The following is a 21,742-nucleotide window of genomic DNA, read 5'->3' as shown; positions in this document are numbered from 1 at the left end:
AATAAATTACTCCTCTCCAACTCGATTGTCAACGAAATCGAATGTGAATTTGCACATAGGAAAAGAGCGATGTCCTATAGCTGACATCGCTCTTTATTTATTCACATTTATTTAGTCGACACGGTCACGATTTCCTGCAGATCAAGCGAATAAATCAAAGTTCGCTCGACCCGAATATTCCAGATCGTCTCAATCGCCTCTCGATATAATTGAAGTTGAATCGCATATCGATCTCGCAATCGCTCATGTGCCTCTTCCCGAGAATCGGATAGATGCGTGACAGCATCCGATTTATAATCGAGAAGCACATACGAATCCCCATCGAAATACAGACAATCGATAATCCCTTGGATCAAGACATGCTCATCCGTAAAGTGTCCATCCGGATTGACGCGTTCGGCCGGCACCGTGTAGGTGAAAGGTAGCTCTCGCCATGCCGTCCCTCGCTCTAGTGCACCAGCGAGCGCTTGACCGACTTCTGTTTGGAAAAACATCTCGATATCCGGGATGGCGAGGCGTGCCGTCTCTGCCTCGATCGGACTGAGCATCCCTTGCATTTCCCATTGATTGATTTGGTCGACAATCGGTTGGTTCGGGTCAGCCAGTTGGAAAATCAAGTGTAACGTCGTCCCACGTTCCGCACCGGTCTGTTTGACTTGACGCCATTTCGGTTCCCGATAAGGGGTATCGACCGGACGTACCGGATCTTCGAAAGCGGCCTGTTCGAGTTGCATCGCCCGCTTCAGTTCGGTCACCGTCTGTTTCGCCGCCGTACGTACCGCATCCTGCGCAGGGTATTCGTAGGTCAAAGCCCGCTTAACGGCACGAATCGTCTCTTCTTCATTTTGAATCGGAAAATCGATTGCTTCAAATCGTTGGACGTGGTGCAACTGTGCCATCATCTCTTGTAGAGTCGCAATCTCCGCAAGGTCCGCTTCTCCGATGACACGATAAATCCATGAAGTCGATTCTTGGAAAGTAGAGGGAACCGTGAAGCCGAATGATTCGATAAACGAAGTGGCACTCGGAAGGCGTAAAAGCGCCGGTGCAATCCAATCGAGATACGTTTTTGCCTCTCGCCTCGCCTCACTCGCCAATAGATCTCCAGATTGACCGACCTGAAGCCACTGCTGAAGGTGTTTGAGTGGTTCGCCTACCGTTCCCACGAGAATCAATTTTTCTTTCGCACGTGTCAAGGCCACGTAAAGCACGCGCATCTCTTCCGCTTTCATCGTCGCATCTAAATCTCGTCGAATCATCTCTTTCACGAACGTCTCCGATTTCGTACGTGTCACGACGTCAATCGCATCGAGTGAGATGCCGTACTGTTTGTGGAAAATGACACGTTGCATTTGATCGCGTTTATTAAATTGTTTTCCGAGTTGGGCAACAATCGTGACCGGAAACTCAAGTCCTTTCGACTTGTGCACGGTCATGATACGAACGACGTTTTCCTCGTCCCCGAGCGACCGCGCCTCTGACAAATCTTCACCAGTATCCTGTAGTCGGTCCATCACACGTAAGAAGCGATAAAGACCTCGATAGCCACTACGCTCATAGGCTAGGGCCCGGTCATAAAGTGCCTTCAAGTTTTCCTGCCGCCCTTTTCCTCCAGGTAATCCCCCTGAGAAGTCATAAAACCCGGTGTCATTGAATAACTGTTGAATCAATTCCGACAGGCTATGATTTCGTGCATAAGTACGCCAACGGGAGAGGCGGTCAAGCATCTCGCCACATTTTACGCCAAGCTCATCATCGTCATCCGCTTTCGCCTTGAGCGCCTCATAGAAAGAATTTTCTGATTCAAGTCGAATCCGTGCCAATTCACTATCATCAAAACGGAACATCGGGGAGCGCAGCGCACCGGCAAGTGGGATGTCTTGAAGTGGATTATCAATCACTTTCAAAAGTGCCAGGATCATCCGAATCTCGGTCGCTTGAAAATACCCGCCATCCGAGTCGGTGTAGGCCGGAATATTGTACTGTGTCAAAATATCCATCAATTGCTCCACACGTTCTTTTTTCGAACGAACGAGAATCACGATATCCCGATATTCACAGTTTCGGAGTTGACCAGTTGATTCATCCGTCACTTTAAACGGTTCGTCTCCCGATACGAGTTCTAAGATGCGAGTAGCGATCGCCCGCCCTTCTACTTCTTGCTTCGATAACTCACGACTCGCGCCATCGACTAAAATAAACTCAGGGTCCGCTGGAATCGGTTCATACTCACGTCCAGGAACAAGTTGTGCCGCCTCATCATATGCGATTTCGCCGACCTCTTCGTCCATGAGCTGGACGAACAAATCATTGATCCCGTAGAGGACTTCGGAACGACTTCGGAAATTTTGAGAAAGGTCGATCCGTTTCCCTGTGTTCGCCTGTCTAAAACGTGTCGCCTTATCGATGAAAAGACCCGGTTCTGCATGGCGGAATCGATAAATCGATTGTTTGATGTCGCCCACCATAAATAAATTCCCGATTTCCTCTCGTTCATTTGCGACCAGGTTGATGATTGTTTCTTGAATCTCGTTCGTATCTTGGTATTCATCAACGAGTACCTCAGCGAAACGTTCCTTATAGAGAGCTGCAACATCGGACGGTCCCCCATCTTGTCGTAAAATGGCGAGCGCATAATGTTCCAAGTCACTGAAGTCGACAAAGGCACGGTCGCGCTTCGCCTGCTCATAGGCTTGGGCGAACGCACGGACGGTTCGAACGAGTGTTTCAACGAGCGGTTGTTGCATCGAGACGCTCTCTAATAAGTCCGCCCCACTGACCCGAGCCTGTTCGACCGCTGCTGTCAATTTTTTCTTCGCTTGGTCGTAAGCCGGTTTGAGGATCTCGTGGTAAATCTGGTGCTCTTCTTTCTTCGGAACAGCCTTCATCGTGCCAAACTTCATCGCACGAGCCGCCGTCTCGAGTTCACTCCAGACAATGGTCTCCCCTTCAAGTTGTTCGAACGGAAAAATTGCTTGTCGGATGTTTTCAGACTGTGGCTCATACCCAGCGACCCGAAGCTCCGCTTCAAGTTTCCGAAGATCTCGTACGGCTTTTTTGATGTCATGCCACAGCATCTGTCCAAACTCAATCAGGATTGCTTCCTCATCAGGATCTTCTCCGAACGTGTACATGGATACGAGATGATCTAAATAAGCATCAGGGTTTGGGAGAGTACGCGCATAGTGATATAAGCCAAGAATCAAATCCTCGATTTCGATGTCACCCCGGTCTGACGTATACGCATCGACAAGTGCGAAGAAATCGGTATCTTGTTTCCCGTACTCTTCCTCAAGCACTTCTTCTAAGACGTCATCCTGCAAGAGGACGAGGTCTCGTTCTTCCGCAATCTTGAACGCCGGATCCAAATCTAACAGGTAGTAGTTCTCACGAATCACCTCTAGACAAAATGAATGGATGGTCGTGATGAGCGCCCGGTTCAACATTTGTCGCTGTTTTCGGACATATTCATTTGTCGGGTCGTCGCGCAACGCCTCTTCAAGTGCCTTTGCGATTCGTCGTTTCATCTCTGCCGCTGCCGCGTTCGTAAAGGTGACAACGAGCATCCGGTCTGCCGTGAGTTCATCCGTTTCGTCAAGCAATCGACTAGACAACCGCTCGACAAGAACTGCCGTCTTTCCGGACCCTGCCGCAGCCGAGACGAGCACGTGACTCCCTCTTGCTTCAATCGCGGCGAACTGATCATTCGTCCATTTCACGGTCATCGCCTCCTAACTCCTGAAATACCTCTTCTTTCTCGAGCTTCTTCAATTTACGAGGCGCATTCGAGAGCGCTTCGTCAAAATGACAGACACTCTGATACGGACACGTCTGACACGGGCGCCGTTCTTTATATTCATAAGGTTCTACGTCAATTTTTCCTTTGTACATCTCCTCGGCACTCGCTTTGACGACGTCGAACGCATGGTCCATCAACTGCTCAAGTTGAGGGGGCGTCACAATTTTCTTCAAGGTGTTGGCGTCAGGCGTACCATCTTTTTTATATTTGACCGGAATGACAATTGATTTTTTGGATGAGCCTTTCGCCGAGCGGTCCATCATCTCTAAAATTTCCGGGTCATCTACTAATAGCCCTTGCATCTGATACGACTCCAATACTTTTTGACGCGTTTCTTCTTCAGAACTAGCAGGTGGAACGAGTGGTCGGTGCACGTGGAAATAGAGCGCCGCAGCAGGTGCGACGTTCTCTTTTGTCCACACCACTGCCTGCTCAATCAATACCTTCAAATAGATGAGCATCTGCATCGCCAGACCGTAATAAATTTCTGCAAAGTCGACTTCACGTTTACTCGACTTATAGTCGACGATTCGGACGTATAGCTGGTCGTGGACCATCGCAGTGTCCACACGGTCGATTCGACCGACTAGTTCACATGTCGCCCCGTTCGATAATGTGAACGAAACGGGTGGAAATTGTCCGCTGCCGAACGCGAGTTCAAACGCTTCCGGGTCAAAGCCGTCTCGTTTTGATTGTTCAATCAACACTTCTGCCGTCTTACTGACGACGTCCGTCAATTTTTTCTTTAAGTAGGCGTAACGATTCGAACTCATCAAGATGGCATGCTGAATCTCTGGGGTCACGAGCTCGACCGCCTGCTCCGCTAAATGGGAGCACTCGTCAGGAGTGACATCTCGCCATTCCTTTCCGTCCATCTTCACCGTCTGCGACATATGTTCGATGGTCCGGTGATACAGATTCCCGATATCCGGGGCCTCGAGTCGATACAACCGTCGTTCCTTCAGACGCAAGCCATAACTTGCGAAATGTTTGAACGGACAGGCTTGGAATGTCTCGAGACGTGAGACACTCGCCCGAATCGACGGAGTATATAAGGATTTTGCGACACGATCATCCAACGATTCCGGGATGTTTTGATAGAAGAGCGCGCTCGTCAACAACTGGAGACGTTCCCGTCCATCCGGATGCTTCAACAGTTCATTATAGACAGCAAACCACATATCTTGAATCGGATAATGACGACTCAACCGCTGAAGTTCAAGTGCCGTCACCGCCGCCGTCTGATTCACATTCGTCAAGAAGGCGAATTGATCACGTGGTCGGTGCTCACCTGCTTCAGCAAAATGAGTCTTGATGACGTTTTGGTGAAGTCTCGCCTTCAAGTCAGCGATAAACCGCGCCGGCTGAACGGCTTTCCCCGTTCTGTCGACTAGTGCGTAGCTAATGTATAAACGCTCGCTCGGTGCCGTCACAGCTTTGTATAGGTAATACGTTTCATCATCGAACAAGTGCTCTGTCGCCTTACCGGCACGAAGTCCATTCTCATGCATGAAATCTAAATCTTGATCGGTCAACAGTTTCGACTGTGTCGTGACAAGAGGAATTTGATCTTCATTCGCTCCGAGCAGGAAGACGACTTTCTTATCTATCAATCGACCACGCACATAATCCGTTATCGTCAATTGATCAAGCGAAGGTGGAATCAAGGCATAGCGGAGACTATCTAGTCCGGTGTCCATCATCTGGAGGAATAAGTCCGTCGACAACGTCTCTTCCGGAGCTGCGGCTTCTAGCTGCTCGAGCAAGTGCAAAACCGCGTCCCATACTTGAGTATGCTCACGCGCTTCGAGTAGTTCCGCCTCTTCAATCGCCTCATCGCGCCAGTGCGTCAGACAGTCTGATACACCGACACGCTCTAGAAAGGCATACATGGCGTGCGTATAAGCCTGCATCGTCTTCGCCTGTTTTAAATCTGATAGAAATGGATCAAAAGTTTCGATAACACGTTCCCGAGACCGATTCAGCTCAGCCTCAATATCGAGTTCTTCGCTCGTGAGGCGTGCTTCCTCCCCGGAACGACGACGCAACTGCCATTCGTCGTGCCAATGATAATGTTTGATCCCCCGTTCGATAACGAACGCTTCAAGCCGGTCAACGGACGTACGACGATGTACCGGATCGAGGACGACGAGTTCTGTTTTAAGGGCACGGAATACGGACTCTTCTCGATATCCACGTAGAGCGATCTCAATCGTTGCTTTCAACAGTTCGACAAGCGGGTGGTCGAGCATTGGTTGCCGTTCATCAAGGAAATAGGGCAGTCCCATCTTTTGTAGCGCCTGAGATGCCAAATCACCATATTCGTCGAGTGAACGCGATACGAGTGCGATATCCCGATAACGATATCCTTCTTCACGTGTCAGACGAATGACTTCTCGAACGGCCGCCTCCACCTCGACGGTTCGGTCGACTGCGGCATGTAAATCGATTCGGTTCTCTGAACCAGTGTAAGGTTCCGCCGTCAATTGGTCGAATGTAGCCTCTAGATAACGGAGACTCGGATGCGTATAACGATAGACGGTATCATACAGCTCGTCTCGAGAAGGAATCTGCCGTTCTGTCAACAGTTCTTTGAAACGCATGAGTGTCCGCTGCGTCGGTCCAAACAATGGATTTAGACGATACAAGGAGATAGGATCGATTGTCAGCAATACATCGACATCGACCTTCTCTGCGAGTGCAACAAGCACCGCCAGCTCCTGCTCTGAAAACTCGTTGAATCCGTCCACATAAACACGCACATCCGTCAAATCTGTTTCCGGAAGGATTTGCAACATGACGTTGAAATAGTCTTCTGCATGAAGTGATTTACCTTCCGTCATCTTTAAAAATCCTTCATAGATGATGGAAAGGTCTTGTAACTTCAAAGCACGGTGCTGCGCCTGTTCGCTTAACCGCAACAAGTGCTCCGGTTCAACAAGCCCTCGCTTCAGCATCGAGATTAATTGGTTCAATTCTTCATAAAATCCGAACTGATTCATCGTACGGCGGAACAAGGTCAATCGTTCTTCGCTCATCTCGACGACCCTTCGTAACAACAAATGGGTCCCCGTCTGGTCTAAGAATTGATCTGTCGCTACACCGGCATCTCGCATCATCAAAAAAGCGAGACGACGCATCGAAAGGACTTGAATGCGCGTCGAACCATGCAAACCATCGACTGTCGCCATTTTCTTTTCCATCTCAAACGACATCTGGTCCGGTACGATCATATAAATCGTCGGCCCGCTCGGGTTTTGTTTCAGTTCTTGAATGACCTCATGGATCATTTGTTCACTTTTTCCCGTCCCCGATCGACCAACGTGAAAGGTCACTGTCATTTTAGCGAACACTCCTTCCCTTTTTTCTTCATTATGAACCATCCCCAAGCATTTGTAGAGGGAAACCTCTTCTACACCTTGTCCAAAAAAGTAACAGCCTACATCATTCCCTTTTTCGATTGAAATCGATTAGACTGAACGTATGAGGGGGAATATATGTGAGTGCCTATGAACAATTTGGAGGCGAACGTGGTGTACAACAACTCGTTGACGCGTTCTATGACCTCGTCTATGCCGATCCAATTTTACTTCCACTATTTCCGGAAGATCAAGATCGAGTCAAACAGCACCAATTTGAATTTTTAACACAGTTGCTCGGCGGTCCAAAGTTGTATTCGGAACGTCGTGGCGGTGGAAACTTGGCGATGATTCATCATGAGCATCCCATTTCTGAGACACATGCCGGCCATTGGCTTGGATGTATGGAACAGGCGCTCAAGACCGTGGATGCCCCAGAATCGATCAAACGTCAGTTATTTCAACGGTTGATCATGTCATCTTCGAATGTCGTCCGTGTTTGTTCGCATCATTTTGAGTAGTCACAACTATAAAAAGTGGGTATGATAGGAAAGTAAGCAAAGGAGGTCGTTTCACATGACAGAAGAAGAAAAAAAAGAAGTCGTCTCATCTGAGGAAGAGACGGAAGAAAAAGAAGAAACGGTAGTCCTCGCCGACGCGCTTGATGAAGCTAACGAAGCTGCTGAAGCAGAAGAAGATGAGGACGATGATGAGGATCAGCCGGAAGAGAAGAACATGGACCACATCAAAGGCGTCTTCAACTATGATCATGAAAATGGTCGTGAATACCGTGTCGTCTTTTACAACGATCGCAAAAACTTAGTGTTCCGTGAACTCGGTAATGGCAAGGTTGAATTTGTCGGCCGCTTCTCGGATGATGCATACGATGAAGAGAATGAAGCAGAAATGCGTGAACTCGGTCAACGTGAACTCGAGCGCATCCTCGCTGAACGCTTCAACTAAAAAAATCGCCGAAATTTCGGCGATTTTTTTAGTTCTTCTTATTCCGCTTCTTTTTGCGAAGTGCATAGGCGACGCCGGCAATCCCACCGACGACCGCGAGTCCAGCAACGACCGGAACGAGAACACGTTTCGTTGGAATCATCTCTTTCACACGTTCATATGGCGTTGGTGTCGAGAACTCTAATTGTACGGCTGTATCACCATGTCCATGAGCCCGCGCTTTGCGTGATGCATCCGTGACGACCACACGTCCCGTTGTCCAGCGACGATTGCCGTATTCGTCTACGTACGGACGACGTACACGTTTCACATCACGTACCACCTTCCCACGTGCGCGATCTGGTCGGACGACGCGTTCACTCGACCACGAACGGCTCCCAGTCACACTGTACGCTGGTCGTACTTTGCGGCGATTGAGCCAAGTATATGAATCGTTCATCTTCAATTCCCTCCCATACTGTTCAAAACCTCTCTTCTAATTATACCCATACAACATCACCCAAAACATGTGACAAATGGTTCAAAAAAAGATGTGACACCATACGGCATCACATCTTCAAGCTAAATCATTCTGTAAATGGTTTGTCCTTATGACGACGTTTCGCCAAAATCAGGTAGTACGCCGGGACAAGGACGAGAGTCAACACAGTTGAGAATAGAATACCCGATACGATGCCGATCGCAAGCGGTTTGAAGAGCGGGTCTTCCCCAAGTGCGACTGGCAAGAGGGCAACGACTGCCGTGAGCGCCGTCAAGAGAATCGGACGAATCCGAGCGCGCCCTGCTTCGTAAACGGCGGTCGTGACTGGTAATCCTTCACGAATGCGTTGTTCGATAAACTCGAACAGGACGACTGCGTTCCGAACGACGATTCCCGCAAGTGAGACCATCCCCATCGATGCCATGAAACTGAACGGCGTCTGTGTCACGAACAATCCGACGACCGCTCCAGCAATCGCGAGATAGATTGTGAACAAGACGAGTAACGGCAACGAGAGTGAATTGAACTGGAATGCGATGATCAAGTAAATCAAGAACAAAACGACGACGAACAATGTCGCAAGTTCTAAGAAGAACTCGTTCTGCGTGTCGCTCGCACCGGACTGGTCGAACGTGATTCCTTCATCTTCTAACCCCGACTTCGCGTCATCCAACACCTGCTCGACATCTTGTTTAAATGCCTCTTCATCCGTGCCTTCGCTTGCATAGATTTGGAGTGTGACCGAGCGCTCCCCGTTCTCACGAGGAATCTGTTGAATTTGTTCCGTCGTCGTCTCCGTCACGAACGTACTGAGTGGTGCAACAGGTGGACCTGCTTCTGTTTCGACAGGAACTAAAATCTCGTCAAGGGCAAGTGCTTCGCGGTTCGCCTCTGCATCAATGACGATTTTCACGTCACGCTGCTCTACCCCGTCATCGAATGTACCAATTGGAACACCGTCTGTGACGAGACGAATTTGATCACTGATTGTTTTAGCCGTCACGCCGGCCTGTGCCATTTCCTCACGATTCAATTCGTATGTGAGTGTTTGGAACGGTTCTTTAATATTATCGAGGACGATTGCCCCGTCAATCTCTTCAAGGTCAGCCTTCACTTGGTCACGTGCAGCCACGAGCTGATCAATCGTCTCGCTCCGCATCGTGAATTCGACAGGTGCCGATGCCGGCGGTCCTTGTTGTTGCGTATCTAGGAAGATTTCGGCATCTGGATAGTCTTCACGCAACACGTTCGTATACTTATCAATCAATTCGATGGCATCGATTGACTCGTTGTCGACACGAACGACCACTTGTCCCGTGTTTTCACCTGACTGATCGAGTCCACCTGTGAATAAACCAGGAAGACCTCCACCTGCGAAGACGGATGTTTCCACGACACCCTCTTCTTCTTTGAATCTCGCTTCAATTTCTTCAAGACGTGCCTCCGTCTCGTCCAAATCGGTTTGAACGGGGAAGGTCACGCTGGTCACGACTTCCGGACGGTTCGCGGCCGGGAAGAATTCAAACGGCGTGAGTAAGATCAACCCGTACAATGCCGTCGTGATAACAAATCCAACAATCCCAAACGTCCATGGCCGCTTCGCGACACTCGGTAAAAGGCGGTCGGCGTAGAAATTACTGAGTCGGTTGAGCGGTCCACCGAGCCAACCTGGTTCACGTTTTGATACTTTCACTTCTTTACGATTCAAACGATACTGCGCGATCGGTACGAGCGTCAAACTGATGACCATCGAGGCCAACACAGAGAGGGCTAGCACCGTCGGTAAGGCGCGAATAAAGTTTCCGTTTGCGCCCGACAGCAAGGTGAGCGGTAAAAAGGCGAAGACAACTGCGAGTGTCGACGTGACAATCGAGCCCCATACCTCTTTCGTTCCTCGTACTGCCCCAAGCATCGCTGAGTCTCCATTCCGATACCGTCGTAAGATGTTGTCGTTGACGACAATCGCATCATCAACCAAAATACCCAAGGCGATGATTGCACCGATAATCGAGATTTGGTTCAAATCGACCCCAGTAAACTGTAACGGGATCAAGGCGATCAAGAATGACAACGGAATTGCCAGACTGACGATAATAGAGCCAGAGAATGTTAGACCAATCGTCGTCACGGCAATAACGGCGATAATGGCGACAATAAATTCACGAGTCAACGATGAGAAAATCGCATCAACTGCTTTCGCTTGTTCATAATAAGGAACGAGCTCAAAACCATCTAAGTCTCCAAGTTCTGTTTCGACCACGTCATTGACGCGGTCTTGCATCGTTGGAATATCCAAGCCTGATTCAATCGGAACTGTAATCGAAACAGCCGGCTTTCCGTCTAATGAAACGAGATCGGTTTCACTTTTCGCTGTCTCTTCGACCGTTCCGACGTCTGCTAGTAAGACAGGTGCCCCATTGAATGAGCCGACGATGACTTGCTCCATGTCGTCTACATTCGTCAAGTTATCGATTGCTAGTTGATAAATCCCCTCTTCAGTCGATTGACGTCCGAGCGGTGTCGTCTTGTATTCTTCGTTAATGGCCGTTAACACATCAGGAAAGGCAAGTTGACGTGAACTCAGCTCTTCAGAATCAAGTGACACAACATACTCCTGCTCTGGTAACCCTTTGATCGTGACTCCCGTCACGCCATCCGTTCGCAAAAGTTTCGACTCTAATTGTTCGATGTCTGATCGAACATCCTCAAATGATCCACGATCGTCTGCTGTCAATAAATACGATGCGACAGGTAACTGCCCGAGTGAATCATTGACCGTTGGCGCAAGCGCGTTTTCAGGAAGTTTAGGTGTCGCATCCGACAACGCTTGTCGAACGTTCGCCTGAAACTCTGCCTGATCGGTTCCATCCGCATACTCGACCGTGATGTTCGAGAACTCTGAAGCCGAAATCGACGTCACGTTCTCTACTCCTTCTAAACTACGTAGTTCCTCTTCTAACACGCCGGTAACATTCCGTTCAACCGTTTCCGCTGTCGCACCAGGATACGGTGTTTGAACGAGTACGATATTGATCCCGGTTTCAGGAATCTCACGTTTAGGGAGCTGGAAGAACGTCAGCACACCCACGACGATTGCGACGAGAAGAAACACGATAACCAGTTTCCCTCGCTCAATCATTTTTTCAAAAAACATAAAAACCCCTCGCTTTCGGATGATGTGCAAATACACATATGATATCTCTTCTTCATCATAGAGGGGTTTGTCATTGAATTCAATCCTTAAGCGTGTTGCAATGTGCTGTCATGGAAACGTTTTTGAAAAGCGTATGATAATTCGATTGACCGCTGTTTTTGTCTAGACACGGTATGGTCGGACACGTGTACCTTGACCGATTCCCCCGTCAAAAACTGAATGAGTGTCTCTTTACCATCTCTCTTGATGGCCGTCACGTGTTGAAAGTTAATCCACGCACAATCCGGACTTTCTTTGGCAATCGTCGGAAAGAAGACGGCATCCGCATGCCAATCCATGACGACCGGCGTCTTTCGATGTGGTCCGAGGACGTGTCGCGCTGCCTCGATTCGACCTTGAATGCTCGACCCGTAGTATAGACATGCATGTTCCAATAAGTCGATTGGCGACCCCTTTACCCGCATGACGCCTTCCGGTTGATACACAAGTGTCTCCGCTTCGCCAAACTCGTTAAATACAGGAATTAAAGCTCTCGTTTCATTGGTCAATCTGCTCATCTTTTCATCCCCCATAACGTATGTAGTGACTTACATGTCATTCATACCAGGATTTGATCCGCCCCGCAAATCGGCTTTCGTCTATTTCCCATGAAAAAACCAGCCGTTTCCTGGCTGGTTTTGAAAATCAAGCATTCGATTTTAAAGGTTGGTTCGACTTGAGTCGGGGAAAGTAAAATCGCACTGCAGTTCCGTCACCTGTATTTCGCAGAGACACTTCCCCTGTGTGAAGCGTCACAATTCGCTGCACGATGAACAGACCGAGTCCGAACTTCCCTTGCTTCCCTCGAGAGAATTGGTGGAACAAGTCTAAACTCTCATCAACTGGTGGCCCATCGTTAAAGATGGTGATTTCCACGCCGGCGTCATCTTGACGTAGGTCGATGCGGATGCAGGATTCCGCGTAACGGAGTGCATTGTCGAGCACGTTCTCAAACGCGACCCGAATCTGTTCACCATCGCCAAGCATCTCGCCGCCTTCTCCATTGATTTCCCAATCGAGCTGGCCTCTGAGTTTGAAGCGCGCGACGAGCAGTTCCATCAACTTGTCGAGATTGATTGGTTCGAGTTTCATTTCTTGTCCTTTGAAATATTCAAGTTTTGTAACGTACAACAAATCGACGACTTTCTTCTCGAGTCGAGACGCTTCCTCATCAATGACCTCGGCAGAACCTTTCAAATCTCCTGTCGGATAAATCCCATCCCCAATCGACTGGGCATATCCACGAATGACCATGATCGGTGTCTTTAAGTCATGGGATATGTTTTGAAGCAAAGCCTGTTGTGCCAGGTCTTGCTCTTTCAACTCTTTTCGCATGGCATCAATCGAGTGAGCCAATTGGCCGAGTTCATCTTGACGATCTAGTGGTAAAGCCGTCTCCCATTGTCGGTTCGAAATCTTCTCAACGGCCCGTTCCATCTCCACGATCGGTTTCGTCAATTGCCGCGACATCAACAAGGCGGGGATAAGCGATAAGAGACTGATGATACCTATCAGAATCGATATTCGCAAATATAATGTCGACACCAACTCACGACGATAGGCATCCCATGCGTAGGAGGCTTGATACACAATCGTTCCATCGTATTCATTTTGACGAATGATGTAATAGACGTCCTCTCCGTCAATCGTGGTCTGATACCGTTCAACCTGACCACTTTGATTTAACGCTTCCTGATACATGCGGTTCGTCAATTCAAGCGGTGCCGATCCGTAGATGATCCGTCCGTTCGGGAGAAAGATCAATTGGTTGACCGAACGGGACTCTTGTTGGCGTCGGTCATACTCAATCGGGTTTTGGGGATAATTCTCTAACTCATTCGTGTTCCCTAAATAATAGTCCACATCTCGTAACGTCTCATATACTTGTTCATCGATGAACTGGGTGATTGATGAACGGACCGTAATCAAAATCATGAGCGCGAGCGTCACGATGATGAGTAAGATGAGCACCCAAATCTTCCACATGAGCCGCTTCGGTTTAAGCGCGTCCATCATGGTCTGACGAGACGGTAACCGATACCGTAAAGCGTTTCGAGCTCGAGACGGTGTAATTTTTTCCGGACACGACGCACCAAGTCATCGACGACGCGGTCCGATCCGAAGTAATCGTTCCCCCAAACACCTTCTAGAATCTGCTCACGTGACAAGGCAGAGCCCGGATGCTCGAGGAAGAGTAGCAGTAAATCGAATTCTTTCGAAGTCAAATCGATTTCTTCTTCTCCGTGCTTGATTAGACGTTTATCCGGATAAATCGTGTACTCCCCGTATTCGATATGCTCGTTCGATTTCGAACCATAGACACGATCAATCAATTTTTTGACGCGGATGACAAGTTCCCTCGGAAGGAAAGGTTTGGCGATGTAATCATCCGAACCCATCTCAAGCCCGATGATTTTATCGATATCCTCATCGCGCGCCGAGATGAAAATCGTCGGCGTATTGGCATTGACGGCTTTGATTTGTTTCAATAATTGGAAGCCATCCAGGTCCGGCAACATGATATCGAGCACCCATAAATCCGGTTGGTCTGGAATCGCTTCTTGTGCAGATGTCCCGTCCGCAAATGAGCGAACGTTGTATCCTTCTTGTTCTAGATACGTGACGAGCATTTTGTTTAAGTTTGCTTCATCGTCGACTAAGTAGATTGTATACATTCAAGTCACCTCAACACGTTTTTTCTCATCATATCAAACAATTGTCGTGAAATGATGGGAAAGAAATGAAGTCAAAGAAAAAAGAAGGTCACGAAACCGCACCTTCTTCACCGTACTGAATTTGTTCGTAACTGTTGCGTCAAAAATGCTGCGCCCCCACTAATCAACGCCAACACTCCACTGATCATGATTATTTCCATGATGTCCGCCTCCCGTTGATACCGATTCTCATTATCAACTTAAATATAGCACACATCTTATCCATTGGATACCACAAAAAAGTCCCGATTTCACTCGGGACTTACCATGATTATGCTTTTACATCGTATCCTTGTTCTTCGACTGCTTCCACCATCGTCTCAAGTGAGACAGAATCTTGATGGATCACGTCGACTCGATGCTCTTGGAGAGATACCGTCGCTGATTCGACACCGTTCAATTCATTCAATGCCCCCTCAACGGCAGCTTTGCAATGATTACATGTCATACCTTCTACGGTTAACGTTGTTTCTTTCATGATGATGATCCTCCTTGTGTTTTTAATCGTAATGCGTTCAAGACGACAGACACCGAACTGAACGCCATCGCCGCTCCAGCAATCCATGGGGCAAGTAACCCTGCTGCAGCGACCGGGATACCAAGACTATTATAGGCAAGGGCCCAGAACAAGTTTTGACGAATGTTCTTCATCGTCAAACGACTCATATTCATCGCTCGACTTACGCCTTCAATGTCTTGCCCTACAATTGTAACATCTGCCGCCTCGAGTGCGACATCCGTACCACTCCCGAATGCGATCCCAACGTCCGCCACCGCAAGTGCCGGGGCATCGTTCATGCCGTCCCCTACCATGGCAACGCGACCGGATTGTTTCAATCGTTCAATCTGCTCCGCCTTCTCGACAGGAAGGACTTCGGCAATGACTTGACGATGCGGGAGACCAAGTTCGTCGGCAATCGCGTAGGCGACTTCTTTCCGGTCACCTGTCAATACATACACGTCACGCGTTTGGTTAAGGGCTTGCACGATTTCACGACTTTTCGGTTTCAATTGATCTTGTAGCCCGAACGCCCCAACAATCCCACTTTCATCCGCGACATAGACCGGGGTCATCGCCCCCATCGACCAATCTGGCAAGTTGTATCCGAGCTCTTCCATCATTCGAACGGACCCGATGACGAGTTCTTTACCATCCACAACCGCTTTAACACCTCGTCCGGCCAACTCCTCCACTTTCGTCACGACACCATCGCCTGCTTCCCGACCGATGGCGGCCGCCAAAGGATGTGTGGATTGTCGTTCTGCCATGACGGCGCGTCGGAGCGCTGCCTCGTCACCAAACGTTTCCACTACTTCTGGCTTCCCGTTCGTCAACGTCCCTGTCTTATCAAAAACAACGATGTTTGATTCATTGAGTGATTCGAGTTGCCCCCCACCTTTGAACAATACACCTTGTTCTGCCGCTCGTCCCGTTCCAACCATGATCGATGTCGGCGTTGCCAAACCGAGGGCACACGGACATGCGATGACAAGTACTGCGATTGATGCTCGAATAGCCGTATCGATATCATTTAACAGGAATGCCCAGACCACGAACGTGACAACACTGATGGCTACGACGATCGGTACGAAGACACCCGAGATGCGGTCAGCCTGACGTTGAATCGGCGCCTTATCCGTTTGTGCCTGTTCGACGACACGTACGATTTGAGCGAGCATCGTCTCTTTCCCGACTCGTTCCGCCCGCATGAGAATGCGATGAGACTGATTGATTGTTCCGCCGACAACTTCGGCGTCGACAGTCTTTTCTGCTGGAATCGATTCCCCTGTCAACATCGATTCATCAATGACCGTCTCTCCCTCGATGATTCGTCCATCGACCGGAATCTTCTCTCCCGGACGTACGACGAGAATGTCTCCTACTTTGACGAGTTCGACAGCGACAGACCGTTCTTCACCCTCGACAAACAGAATCGCTTCTTTCGCCTGAAGCGACAAAAGTGATTTCAACGCATCAGTCGTCTTCTCTTTCGCTCGTCCTTCTAACCACTTCCCAAGTAAGACAAGTGTGATGAGGACGGCACTCGTCTCAAAGTAACGATGTGGATTCATCGGGTGTACGATCATTTCAAAGATGGAGTAAAAGTATGCAGCAGACGTCCCCGTCGCGACGAGCACGTCCATGTTTGCCGAACCGCTCTTCAAGCTCTTATATGCCCCTTGATAAAACTGCGCTCCAATCCAAAACTGAACTGGGGTCGCCAGGGCGAATTGCCACCATGGATTCATCAGCCATGGTGCATGAAATCCGAGTCCAGGGATATGCGTCAACATGACGAGGAGTAATGGGGCCGACAACAGTGCAGAGATGATGACCTTCCGCTGCAATGGGCGCAAATCATGCGGCGGTGCCATCTCTACTTTCGGCTCGGCTCCGTATCCGATTTTCTCAATCCGAGCAATCAGCTCTTCTTCTGTAATGCCTTCATCGACACGAATGGTTGCCGTCTCGAGCGGAAGGTTGACCGTCGCTTCCACTCCGTCCATCTTGTTCAACACTTTTTCAATCCGTGCCGAACAAGCCGCACAGGTCATTCCTTGTATGGATAACTCAACGGTTTTCATGACATCCCTCCTTATTTTTTGATGCGGCTGACGATTGTCATCAACTCATCAATGTAAGGTTCCATGTTTTCCGTCTCGCTTGCGTGAACCAAACACTTGCGCATATGACGTTCTAACAGTTGCATCTCGACTTGCTTCAGAGCGGCCTGAATGGCTGACGTCTGTGTCAAAATATCGACACAATAGCGGTCGTTCTCGACCATTTTTTGAATCCCTCGGACTTGTCCTTCGATTCGTTTTAGACGTTTCCCGAGTGCCTCCCGTTCGGCATCATCACGCGGAACGAGTGGTTGGTCATGCATAAATTCATCCATGTTGATCACCTCACCACTAATATACCCCTACCCCGTAACAGTGTCAAACGAAAAGATAAAAAAGGAACGACTCGTAGTCGCCCCTCTCTACTCAACTATTTTGAAACGCTTCGCTCTTCAAGACCGTTCGTAAAATCTTTCCAGTCGTGTTTCGCGGAAGTTCCTCGATAATCTCAATATAAGTCGGCTGCTTATATTTCGCTAACTTTGTTTGTGTATATGCACGGATCTCTTCTTTCGTGACACCGTCATGTTTCGTGACAACGAATGCCTTCACCGCTTCTCCTTGCTCCGCATCCGGTACACCGATGACGGCAGCTTCGACGATATCCGGATGTTGATACAATACTTCCTCTACCTCACGAGGGTATACGTTATATCCCCCGACGATGACCATATCCTTCTTCCGGTCGACGATATAGAAGTAACCATCCTCGTCACGTCGAGCCAAATCGCCCGTATAGAGCCATCCGTCCCGAAGTGTCATCATCGTTTCTTCCGGTAATTTGTAATACCCTTTCATGACGTTCGGTCCTCGTACAATCAACTCTCCGACTTCACCGACGCCGACTTCTTCCCCAAGCTCGTCGACGACTTTATTTTCGACATGAACGATGGAAGGGCCGATTGACCCGGCTTTACGCTCGCCATGGAGCGGGTTGAAGCAGGTGACCGGTGACGCCTCCGACAGACCGTATCCTTCAAGAATCTTGCACTCGAACATCTGCTCAAACGACTCGAGCAATTGAACCGGTAAGCTTGCTCCGCCTGAGACGAACACGCGAACATGCTTCAATGCAGACGTGTAGGCCGGTACTTTCATTGCCGTCTGTAACAAGAAATTGTACATCGTCGGCACACCGGCAAATAACGTCACACGGTGCTTTGGTACTAGATCGAACACATCTTGTGGTGAGAACTTCGGTAAGATGACAATCGTCGCCCCTCGAAGGAGTGGTGCATTGACGATGACCGTCAAACAGAAGACGTGGAACATCGGCAATGCCGCCAATGCCTTATCCTCTGGAGTGATGTCTAAATACTCTCCGATTGAATGTGCGTTTGAGAACAAGTTTCGATGCGTGAGCAGAGCCCCTTTCGGTTTTCCGGTCGTCCCACTCGTATAGAGGATGACGGCAACTTCATCCTCGTCGACTTCGATGAACGTTCCTTCTGTTTCGGCAAACGCTTCTGCGAATGGGATGAATTCAATCGTCCCTTCCCGCTTCAATGCTGGAACATCGGCATATGGAACGGAAATCACGAGTTTTAAGTGAGGCAACATCGTGAGTGCCGCTTCCGCCTGCGCGACGAGCGGTGATAAGCCAACGATTCCCTTTACATCCCCATCAAGTAGAATGTAGGCCATTTCATCAGGCGTGTATGTAGGGTTGATCGGAATGACGACCCCTCCACGTGACAACACTGCGAAATATGCAATCAGGAACGCAGGACTGTTTCCGAGAACGAGAGCGACGTGATCGCCTTGTCCAATCCCTTTTTGCTCAAGCGTCGACGCCATCGCCTTGACTTGCCCATAAAACTGTCCGTAACTCACCGTGTCTTCCCCAAACACATACGCTGCTTTCTGCGGGTGAGCAATCACTACTTCTTGTAGTGACTTGACTAAGTTTGCCATGGTAATCCCCCTTTAAATGAATGATGATTCACTTTTGAGCCATAAAAAAGAGCACGTTGTCCGCGCTCTTTTCAATTACTTCTATTGTACATGAAATGTTTCAATAAGAAAACGCTTCCAAAAAGTTCGTCTGCAAGTGGAACAATCCGGCTCGACTTTTCACATGGACGAGCGCTTGAAGAGATTCATCATCCATGAGCAAATCATCAATCAGTTTATGATAGCTCTGTTTTTTTGATTCATTCGTAGCCGTAATCAATAAAATCGCTTTCGCTTGAATCGTTTCTCCCGTGATGGTTTTTACTTCACACGAGTTCAACAGGTGAAGCAGGGAAATGCCATCTCGTTTCGCTATAGAGATTGGAACATCAATGACCGCAACCGGCACAGCGACATCACTTACCCCGGAAGGAATAATCGATTCTTGATCGAGAACGACTCGCGTAAATGAAGAACTGACCATGCCTTTTCGTTCTAATTCAAGACCTACCGCCATCATCGCACGTTCAAATGTCGATTGTTCTGTCACCCACATCCGACTCGGGTCCATCCATTCACTGAGCCTTCGATACATAGTGATTCCTCCTATTTTTAATCAGCCGCTACGAAAGCGCTTGCACAAATTATGATACGCCTTCTCCTATCGAGGTGCAATCCGTATGATCATCGTTCACGAAACTGCCAAAAAAAGGCGACCTCCGTAGAGACCGCCATGACTAACTTAACTAATCAAATCGACTAATTCCTCGAGCTCGACATTTCCGAAGTAATGTTTCAAATCGAGTTTCATCAATTGCTCACGGATGGCCGCACGTTCGAAACGCGTCCCAACGAGCGCTTGCTCGACGTCTTGGATGTCACCGACACCAAAGAAATCTCCATAAATTTTCGCTTCTGTGATCGTTCCTTTGTTGACGTTCAAGCGGACATCGATCGTCCCGATTGGGAAACGACGTTTCGACTCAACATCGAACTTCGGCGACTTACCAAAGTTCCAGTCCCAGTTCGCATAGCGTTCTTTCGAGATATCATGGACGATTTCCCAATCCTCGTCACGAAGCACATAGCGTTCCGGTTGTTCTCCATCATAAATCGAATGGAGGAGCGCCTCGACGAAATGTTCCATCTCCATCTCACGCTCTAAAAATTCAGTAATGTTCGCCACACGGCTACGAACGGACTTGATTCCTTTTGAACGCATTTTCTCTTCCGAGACGTTAAGCGAGTTCACGACCTCTTCGATGTTCGAGTTGAACATGAGCGTCCCGTGGCTGAACATGCGTCCACGCGTCGTGAATTGGGCGTTCCCGCTAATTTTACGCTCACCAATCTGAATGTCGTTACGACCTGTCAGCTCTGCCTCGACACCGAGGTTACGAAGCGCATCCACAATCGGTTGTGTGAACTTCTTATAGTTGTTGAACGAGTTGCCATCGTCTTTTGTGATGAAGCTGAAGTTCAAGTTTCCTTCATCGTGATAGACAGCACCACCACCTGAGAGACGTCGAACGACATCGATGCCATTCTCTTCGATGTACTTCAAGTTGACTTCTTCTGATGTGTTTTGGTTTTTCCCAATGATGATGGACGGACCGTTGATATAGAACAAGAAGTAATCTTCATGGTCGACGTTCAGATGTTTAAGGATATACTCTTCAACCGCCAAGTTGATCTTCGGGTCGCGGATATCCGGATTAAAAATAAATTTCACAGTTTATTTCCTCCTAGTCGGATGTTCGTTACTCGTATTATATGAAACGAGACGAGTTCTCGACAAATCTTTTACTTCCACTCACCTGTCATCACGCGCTTCAATGCTTTCGCCACACCATACTCATCATGACGCTCAGTGACATGGTCACTGATGGCAATCAAGTCTTCGTGGCTATTGCCCATTGCAATTCCTTTTCCGGCCACTTTGAACATCGGCACGTCATTCAAGTTATCCCCGATGACGACGACTTCGGATAAATCGATACCATAATGTTCGGCAAGTTTTGTCACACCGTTCCCTTTATCTGCACCGTGTGCCATCACTTCGATGTTATCATTGCCTGAAGACGTGACATACACCCCTTCGACTTGGTCTTCGATTTCTTTCCAAAGTCCGTTCATTTTCTCAAGATGGCTCGAGAAAGCGATGAACTTGTAGACACGTCCCGCTTCTTCTCGGATAAAGTTCTCAATGTCATCAACAATTTTGACATCTTCATTAACGTAGTAGCGATTCTTAAAGAATTCGTACATCTCGAGCGAGCGGTCGTCACCATTCGCTTTCAAGTTTTTCATCGATGCTTCAATCAAATCGCCTCGGCTCGCCACGAGTCCCGCTTCTGTGTACATTTCGTAAAAAACGTCCGCATACTTGTCATCTTGATGAAGGACATCGATGACTTGAAGCGCCTCTTCAATCGTCAAATCGATTTCGTGAAGGACTTCTCCCGACGTGTCGAGCACACGTCCCCCATTCGACGAGACAATCGGGCAAGAAAGTCCGACCTCGTCTAAAATCTGTTTCGCATTCACATAGTTGCGCCCCGTCGCAATCGCAAAGTGAATCCCTGCTGCCTCTGCTTCACGAACAATCTCTGCTGTCTCATCCGCGATTTTGGTGTGGTTGTGCAAAATCGTACCGTCCATGTCTGATACAAAAAGTTTATACGTTGCCATCTTCCATCACTCCTTTTTCTCTTT

The 21,742-nt window shown here is 48.6% G+C and carries 16 protein-coding genes; 2 read left to right on the top strand and 14 right to left on the bottom strand.

Annotation, left to right across the window (positions count from 1 at the left end; all coding sequences use genetic code 11):
- Positions 1 to 107 precede the first annotated feature (107 nt).
- The gene (gene addA / locus Q9R25_RS00345) at positions 108 to 3,725 is read right to left on the bottom strand and encodes a helicase-exonuclease AddAB subunit AddA (RefSeq protein ID WP_311282665.1); all 3,618 of its coding nucleotides are present in this window, start codon (positions 3,723 to 3,725) and stop codon (positions 108 to 110) included.
- Positions 3,703 to 7,140, bottom strand: coding sequence for a helicase-exonuclease AddAB subunit AddB (addB, locus tag Q9R25_RS00340; RefSeq protein ID WP_311282664.1), 3,438 nt, complete (start codon positions 7,138 to 7,140; stop codon positions 3,703 to 3,705). Before addB ends, addA begins: the two co-directional genes overlap by 23 nt.
- Positions 7,141 to 7,298: 158 nt before the next feature.
- Here addB and Q9R25_RS00335 point away from each other — a divergent pair, with 158 nt between their 5' ends.
- Together Q9R25_RS00335 and Q9R25_RS00330 are read left to right on the top strand one after the other, a co-directional pair.
- Positions 7,299 to 7,679, top strand: a complete 381-nt coding sequence (locus Q9R25_RS00335) for a truncated hemoglobin (RefSeq protein WP_015880960.1) — start codon at positions 7,299 to 7,301, stop codon at positions 7,677 to 7,679.
- Between the two features lie 55 nt (positions 7,680 to 7,734).
- Positions 7,735 to 8,121, top strand: coding sequence for a hypothetical protein (locus Q9R25_RS00330; RefSeq protein WP_015880959.1), 387 nt, complete (start codon positions 7,735 to 7,737; stop codon positions 8,119 to 8,121).
- 28 nt (positions 8,122 to 8,149) lie between these two features.
- Here the strand turns inward: Q9R25_RS00330 and Q9R25_RS00325 are convergent, their stop codons facing one another.
- The 12 genes from Q9R25_RS00325 to Q9R25_RS00270 form a co-directional block, all read right to left on the bottom strand.
- Positions 8,150 to 8,560: a hypothetical protein gene (locus Q9R25_RS00325; protein WP_074037659.1), complete on the bottom strand. Its 411-nt coding sequence runs from the start codon at positions 8,558 to 8,560 to the stop codon at positions 8,150 to 8,152.
- Between the two features lie 127 nt (positions 8,561 to 8,687).
- Entirely contained in the window at positions 8,688 to 11,756 is a 3,069-nt protein-coding gene (locus Q9R25_RS00320) for an efflux RND transporter permease subunit (protein ID WP_311282663.1), read from the bottom strand.
- 86 nt (positions 11,757 to 11,842) lie between these two features.
- Positions 11,843 to 12,313 carry a competence protein ComK gene (locus Q9R25_RS00315; protein WP_074037660.1) on the bottom strand — a complete coding sequence of 157 codons (471 nt, stop codon included), beginning with the start codon at positions 12,311 to 12,313 and terminating at the stop codon, positions 11,843 to 11,845.
- 127 nt (positions 12,314 to 12,440) lie between these two features.
- Positions 12,441 to 13,781 carry a sensor histidine kinase gene (locus Q9R25_RS00310; RefSeq protein WP_251131828.1) on the bottom strand — a complete coding sequence of 447 codons (1,341 nt, stop codon included), beginning with the start codon at positions 13,779 to 13,781 and terminating at the stop codon, positions 12,441 to 12,443.
- 26 nt (positions 13,782 to 13,807) lie between these two features.
- Entirely contained in the window at positions 13,808 to 14,470 is a 663-nt protein-coding gene (locus Q9R25_RS00305) for a response regulator transcription factor (protein WP_214691230.1), read from the bottom strand.
- 310 nt (positions 14,471 to 14,780) lie between these two features.
- Complete coding sequence (gene copZ, locus Q9R25_RS00300) at positions 14,781 to 14,987, bottom strand: copper chaperone CopZ (protein ID WP_074037662.1); 207 nt, start codon at positions 14,985 to 14,987, stop codon at positions 14,781 to 14,783.
- A complete protein-coding gene (locus tag Q9R25_RS00295) occupies positions 14,984 to 17,095 on the bottom strand; it encodes a heavy metal translocating P-type ATPase (RefSeq protein WP_311282662.1) in 2,112 nt (703 codons plus the stop codon). The genes copZ and Q9R25_RS00295 overlap by 4 nt, the downstream gene beginning before the upstream one ends.
- 11 nt (positions 17,096 to 17,106) lie before the next feature.
- Positions 17,107 to 17,409, bottom strand: coding sequence for a metal-sensitive transcriptional regulator (locus Q9R25_RS00290; protein ID WP_015880950.1), 303 nt, complete (start codon positions 17,407 to 17,409; stop codon positions 17,107 to 17,109).
- A 91-nt stretch (positions 17,410 to 17,500) separates the two neighbouring features.
- The gene (locus Q9R25_RS00285) at positions 17,501 to 19,048 is read right to left on the bottom strand and encodes a long-chain-fatty-acid--CoA ligase (RefSeq protein ID WP_311282661.1); all 1,548 of its coding nucleotides are present in this window, start codon (positions 19,046 to 19,048) and stop codon (positions 17,501 to 17,503) included.
- A gap of 100 nt (positions 19,049 to 19,148) precedes the next feature.
- Positions 19,149 to 19,622 carry a PTS sugar transporter subunit IIA gene (locus Q9R25_RS00280; RefSeq protein ID WP_214817679.1) on the bottom strand — a complete coding sequence of 158 codons (474 nt, stop codon included), beginning with the start codon at positions 19,620 to 19,622 and terminating at the stop codon, positions 19,149 to 19,151.
- Between the two features lie 147 nt (positions 19,623 to 19,769).
- Positions 19,770 to 20,759 carry a lipoate--protein ligase gene (gene lplA / locus Q9R25_RS00275; RefSeq protein WP_311282660.1) on the bottom strand — a complete coding sequence of 330 codons (990 nt, stop codon included), beginning with the start codon at positions 20,757 to 20,759 and terminating at the stop codon, positions 19,770 to 19,772.
- 71 nt (positions 20,760 to 20,830) lie between these two features.
- On the bottom strand, positions 20,831 to 21,718 hold the full coding sequence (locus Q9R25_RS00270) for a Cof-type HAD-IIB family hydrolase (RefSeq protein WP_311282659.1): 888 nt from the start codon (positions 21,716 to 21,718) through the stop codon (positions 20,831 to 20,833).
- Between the last annotated feature and the right edge of the window lie 24 nt (positions 21,719 to 21,742).

It is taken from the genome of Exiguobacterium sp. BG5(2022), assembly GCF_031844365.1.
GTDB lineage: Bacteria > Bacillota > Bacilli > Exiguobacteriales > Exiguobacteriaceae > Exiguobacterium > Exiguobacterium profundum.
Note: the sequence above shows the minus strand (reverse complement) of the source record. Positions and strands in the feature narration are given on the sequence as shown.

Coding starts and splice junctions, on each gene's coding strand:
- addA (WP_311282665.1), bottom strand. CDS start 3,725: ATGACCGTGAAATGGACGAATGATCAGTTCGCCGCGATTGAAGCAAGA.
- addB (WP_311282664.1), bottom strand. CDS start 7,140: ATGACAGTGACCTTTCACGTTGGTCGATCGGGGACGGGAAAAAGTGAA.
- Q9R25_RS00330 (WP_015880959.1), top strand. CDS start 7,735: ATGACAGAAGAAGAAAAAAAAGAAGTCGTCTCATCTGAGGAAGAGACG.
- Q9R25_RS00325 (WP_074037659.1), bottom strand. CDS start 8,560: ATGAACGATTCATATACTTGGCTCAATCGCCGCAAAGTACGACCAGCG.
- Q9R25_RS00320 (WP_311282663.1), bottom strand. CDS start 11,756: ATGTTTTTTGAAAAAATGATTGAGCGAGGGAAACTGGTTATCGTGTTT.
- Q9R25_RS00315 (WP_074037660.1), bottom strand. CDS start 12,313: ATGAGCAGATTGACCAATGAAACGAGAGCTTTAATTCCTGTATTTAAC.
- Q9R25_RS00310 (WP_251131828.1), bottom strand. CDS start 13,781: ATGTGGAAGATTTGGGTGCTCATCTTACTCATCATCGTGACGCTCGCG.
- Q9R25_RS00305 (WP_214691230.1), bottom strand. CDS start 14,470: ATGTATACAATCTACTTAGTCGACGATGAAGCAAACTTAAACAAAATG.
- copZ (WP_074037662.1), bottom strand. CDS start 14,987: ATGAAAGAAACAACGTTAACCGTAGAAGGTATGACATGTAATCATTGC.
- Q9R25_RS00295 (WP_311282662.1), bottom strand. CDS start 17,095: ATGAAAACCGTTGAGTTATCCATACAAGGAATGACCTGTGCGGCTTGT.
- Q9R25_RS00290 (WP_015880950.1), bottom strand. CDS start 17,409: ATGGATGAATTTATGCATGACCAACCACTCGTTCCGCGTGATGATGCC.
- Q9R25_RS00285 (WP_311282661.1), bottom strand. CDS start 19,048: ATGGCAAACTTAGTCAAGTCACTACAAGAAGTAGTGATTGCTCACCCG.
- Q9R25_RS00280 (WP_214817679.1), bottom strand. CDS start 19,622: ATGTATCGAAGGCTCAGTGAATGGATGGACCCGAGTCGGATGTGGGTG.
- Q9R25_RS00270 (WP_311282659.1), bottom strand. CDS start 21,718: ATGGCAACGTATAAACTTTTTGTATCAGACATGGACGGTACGATTTTG.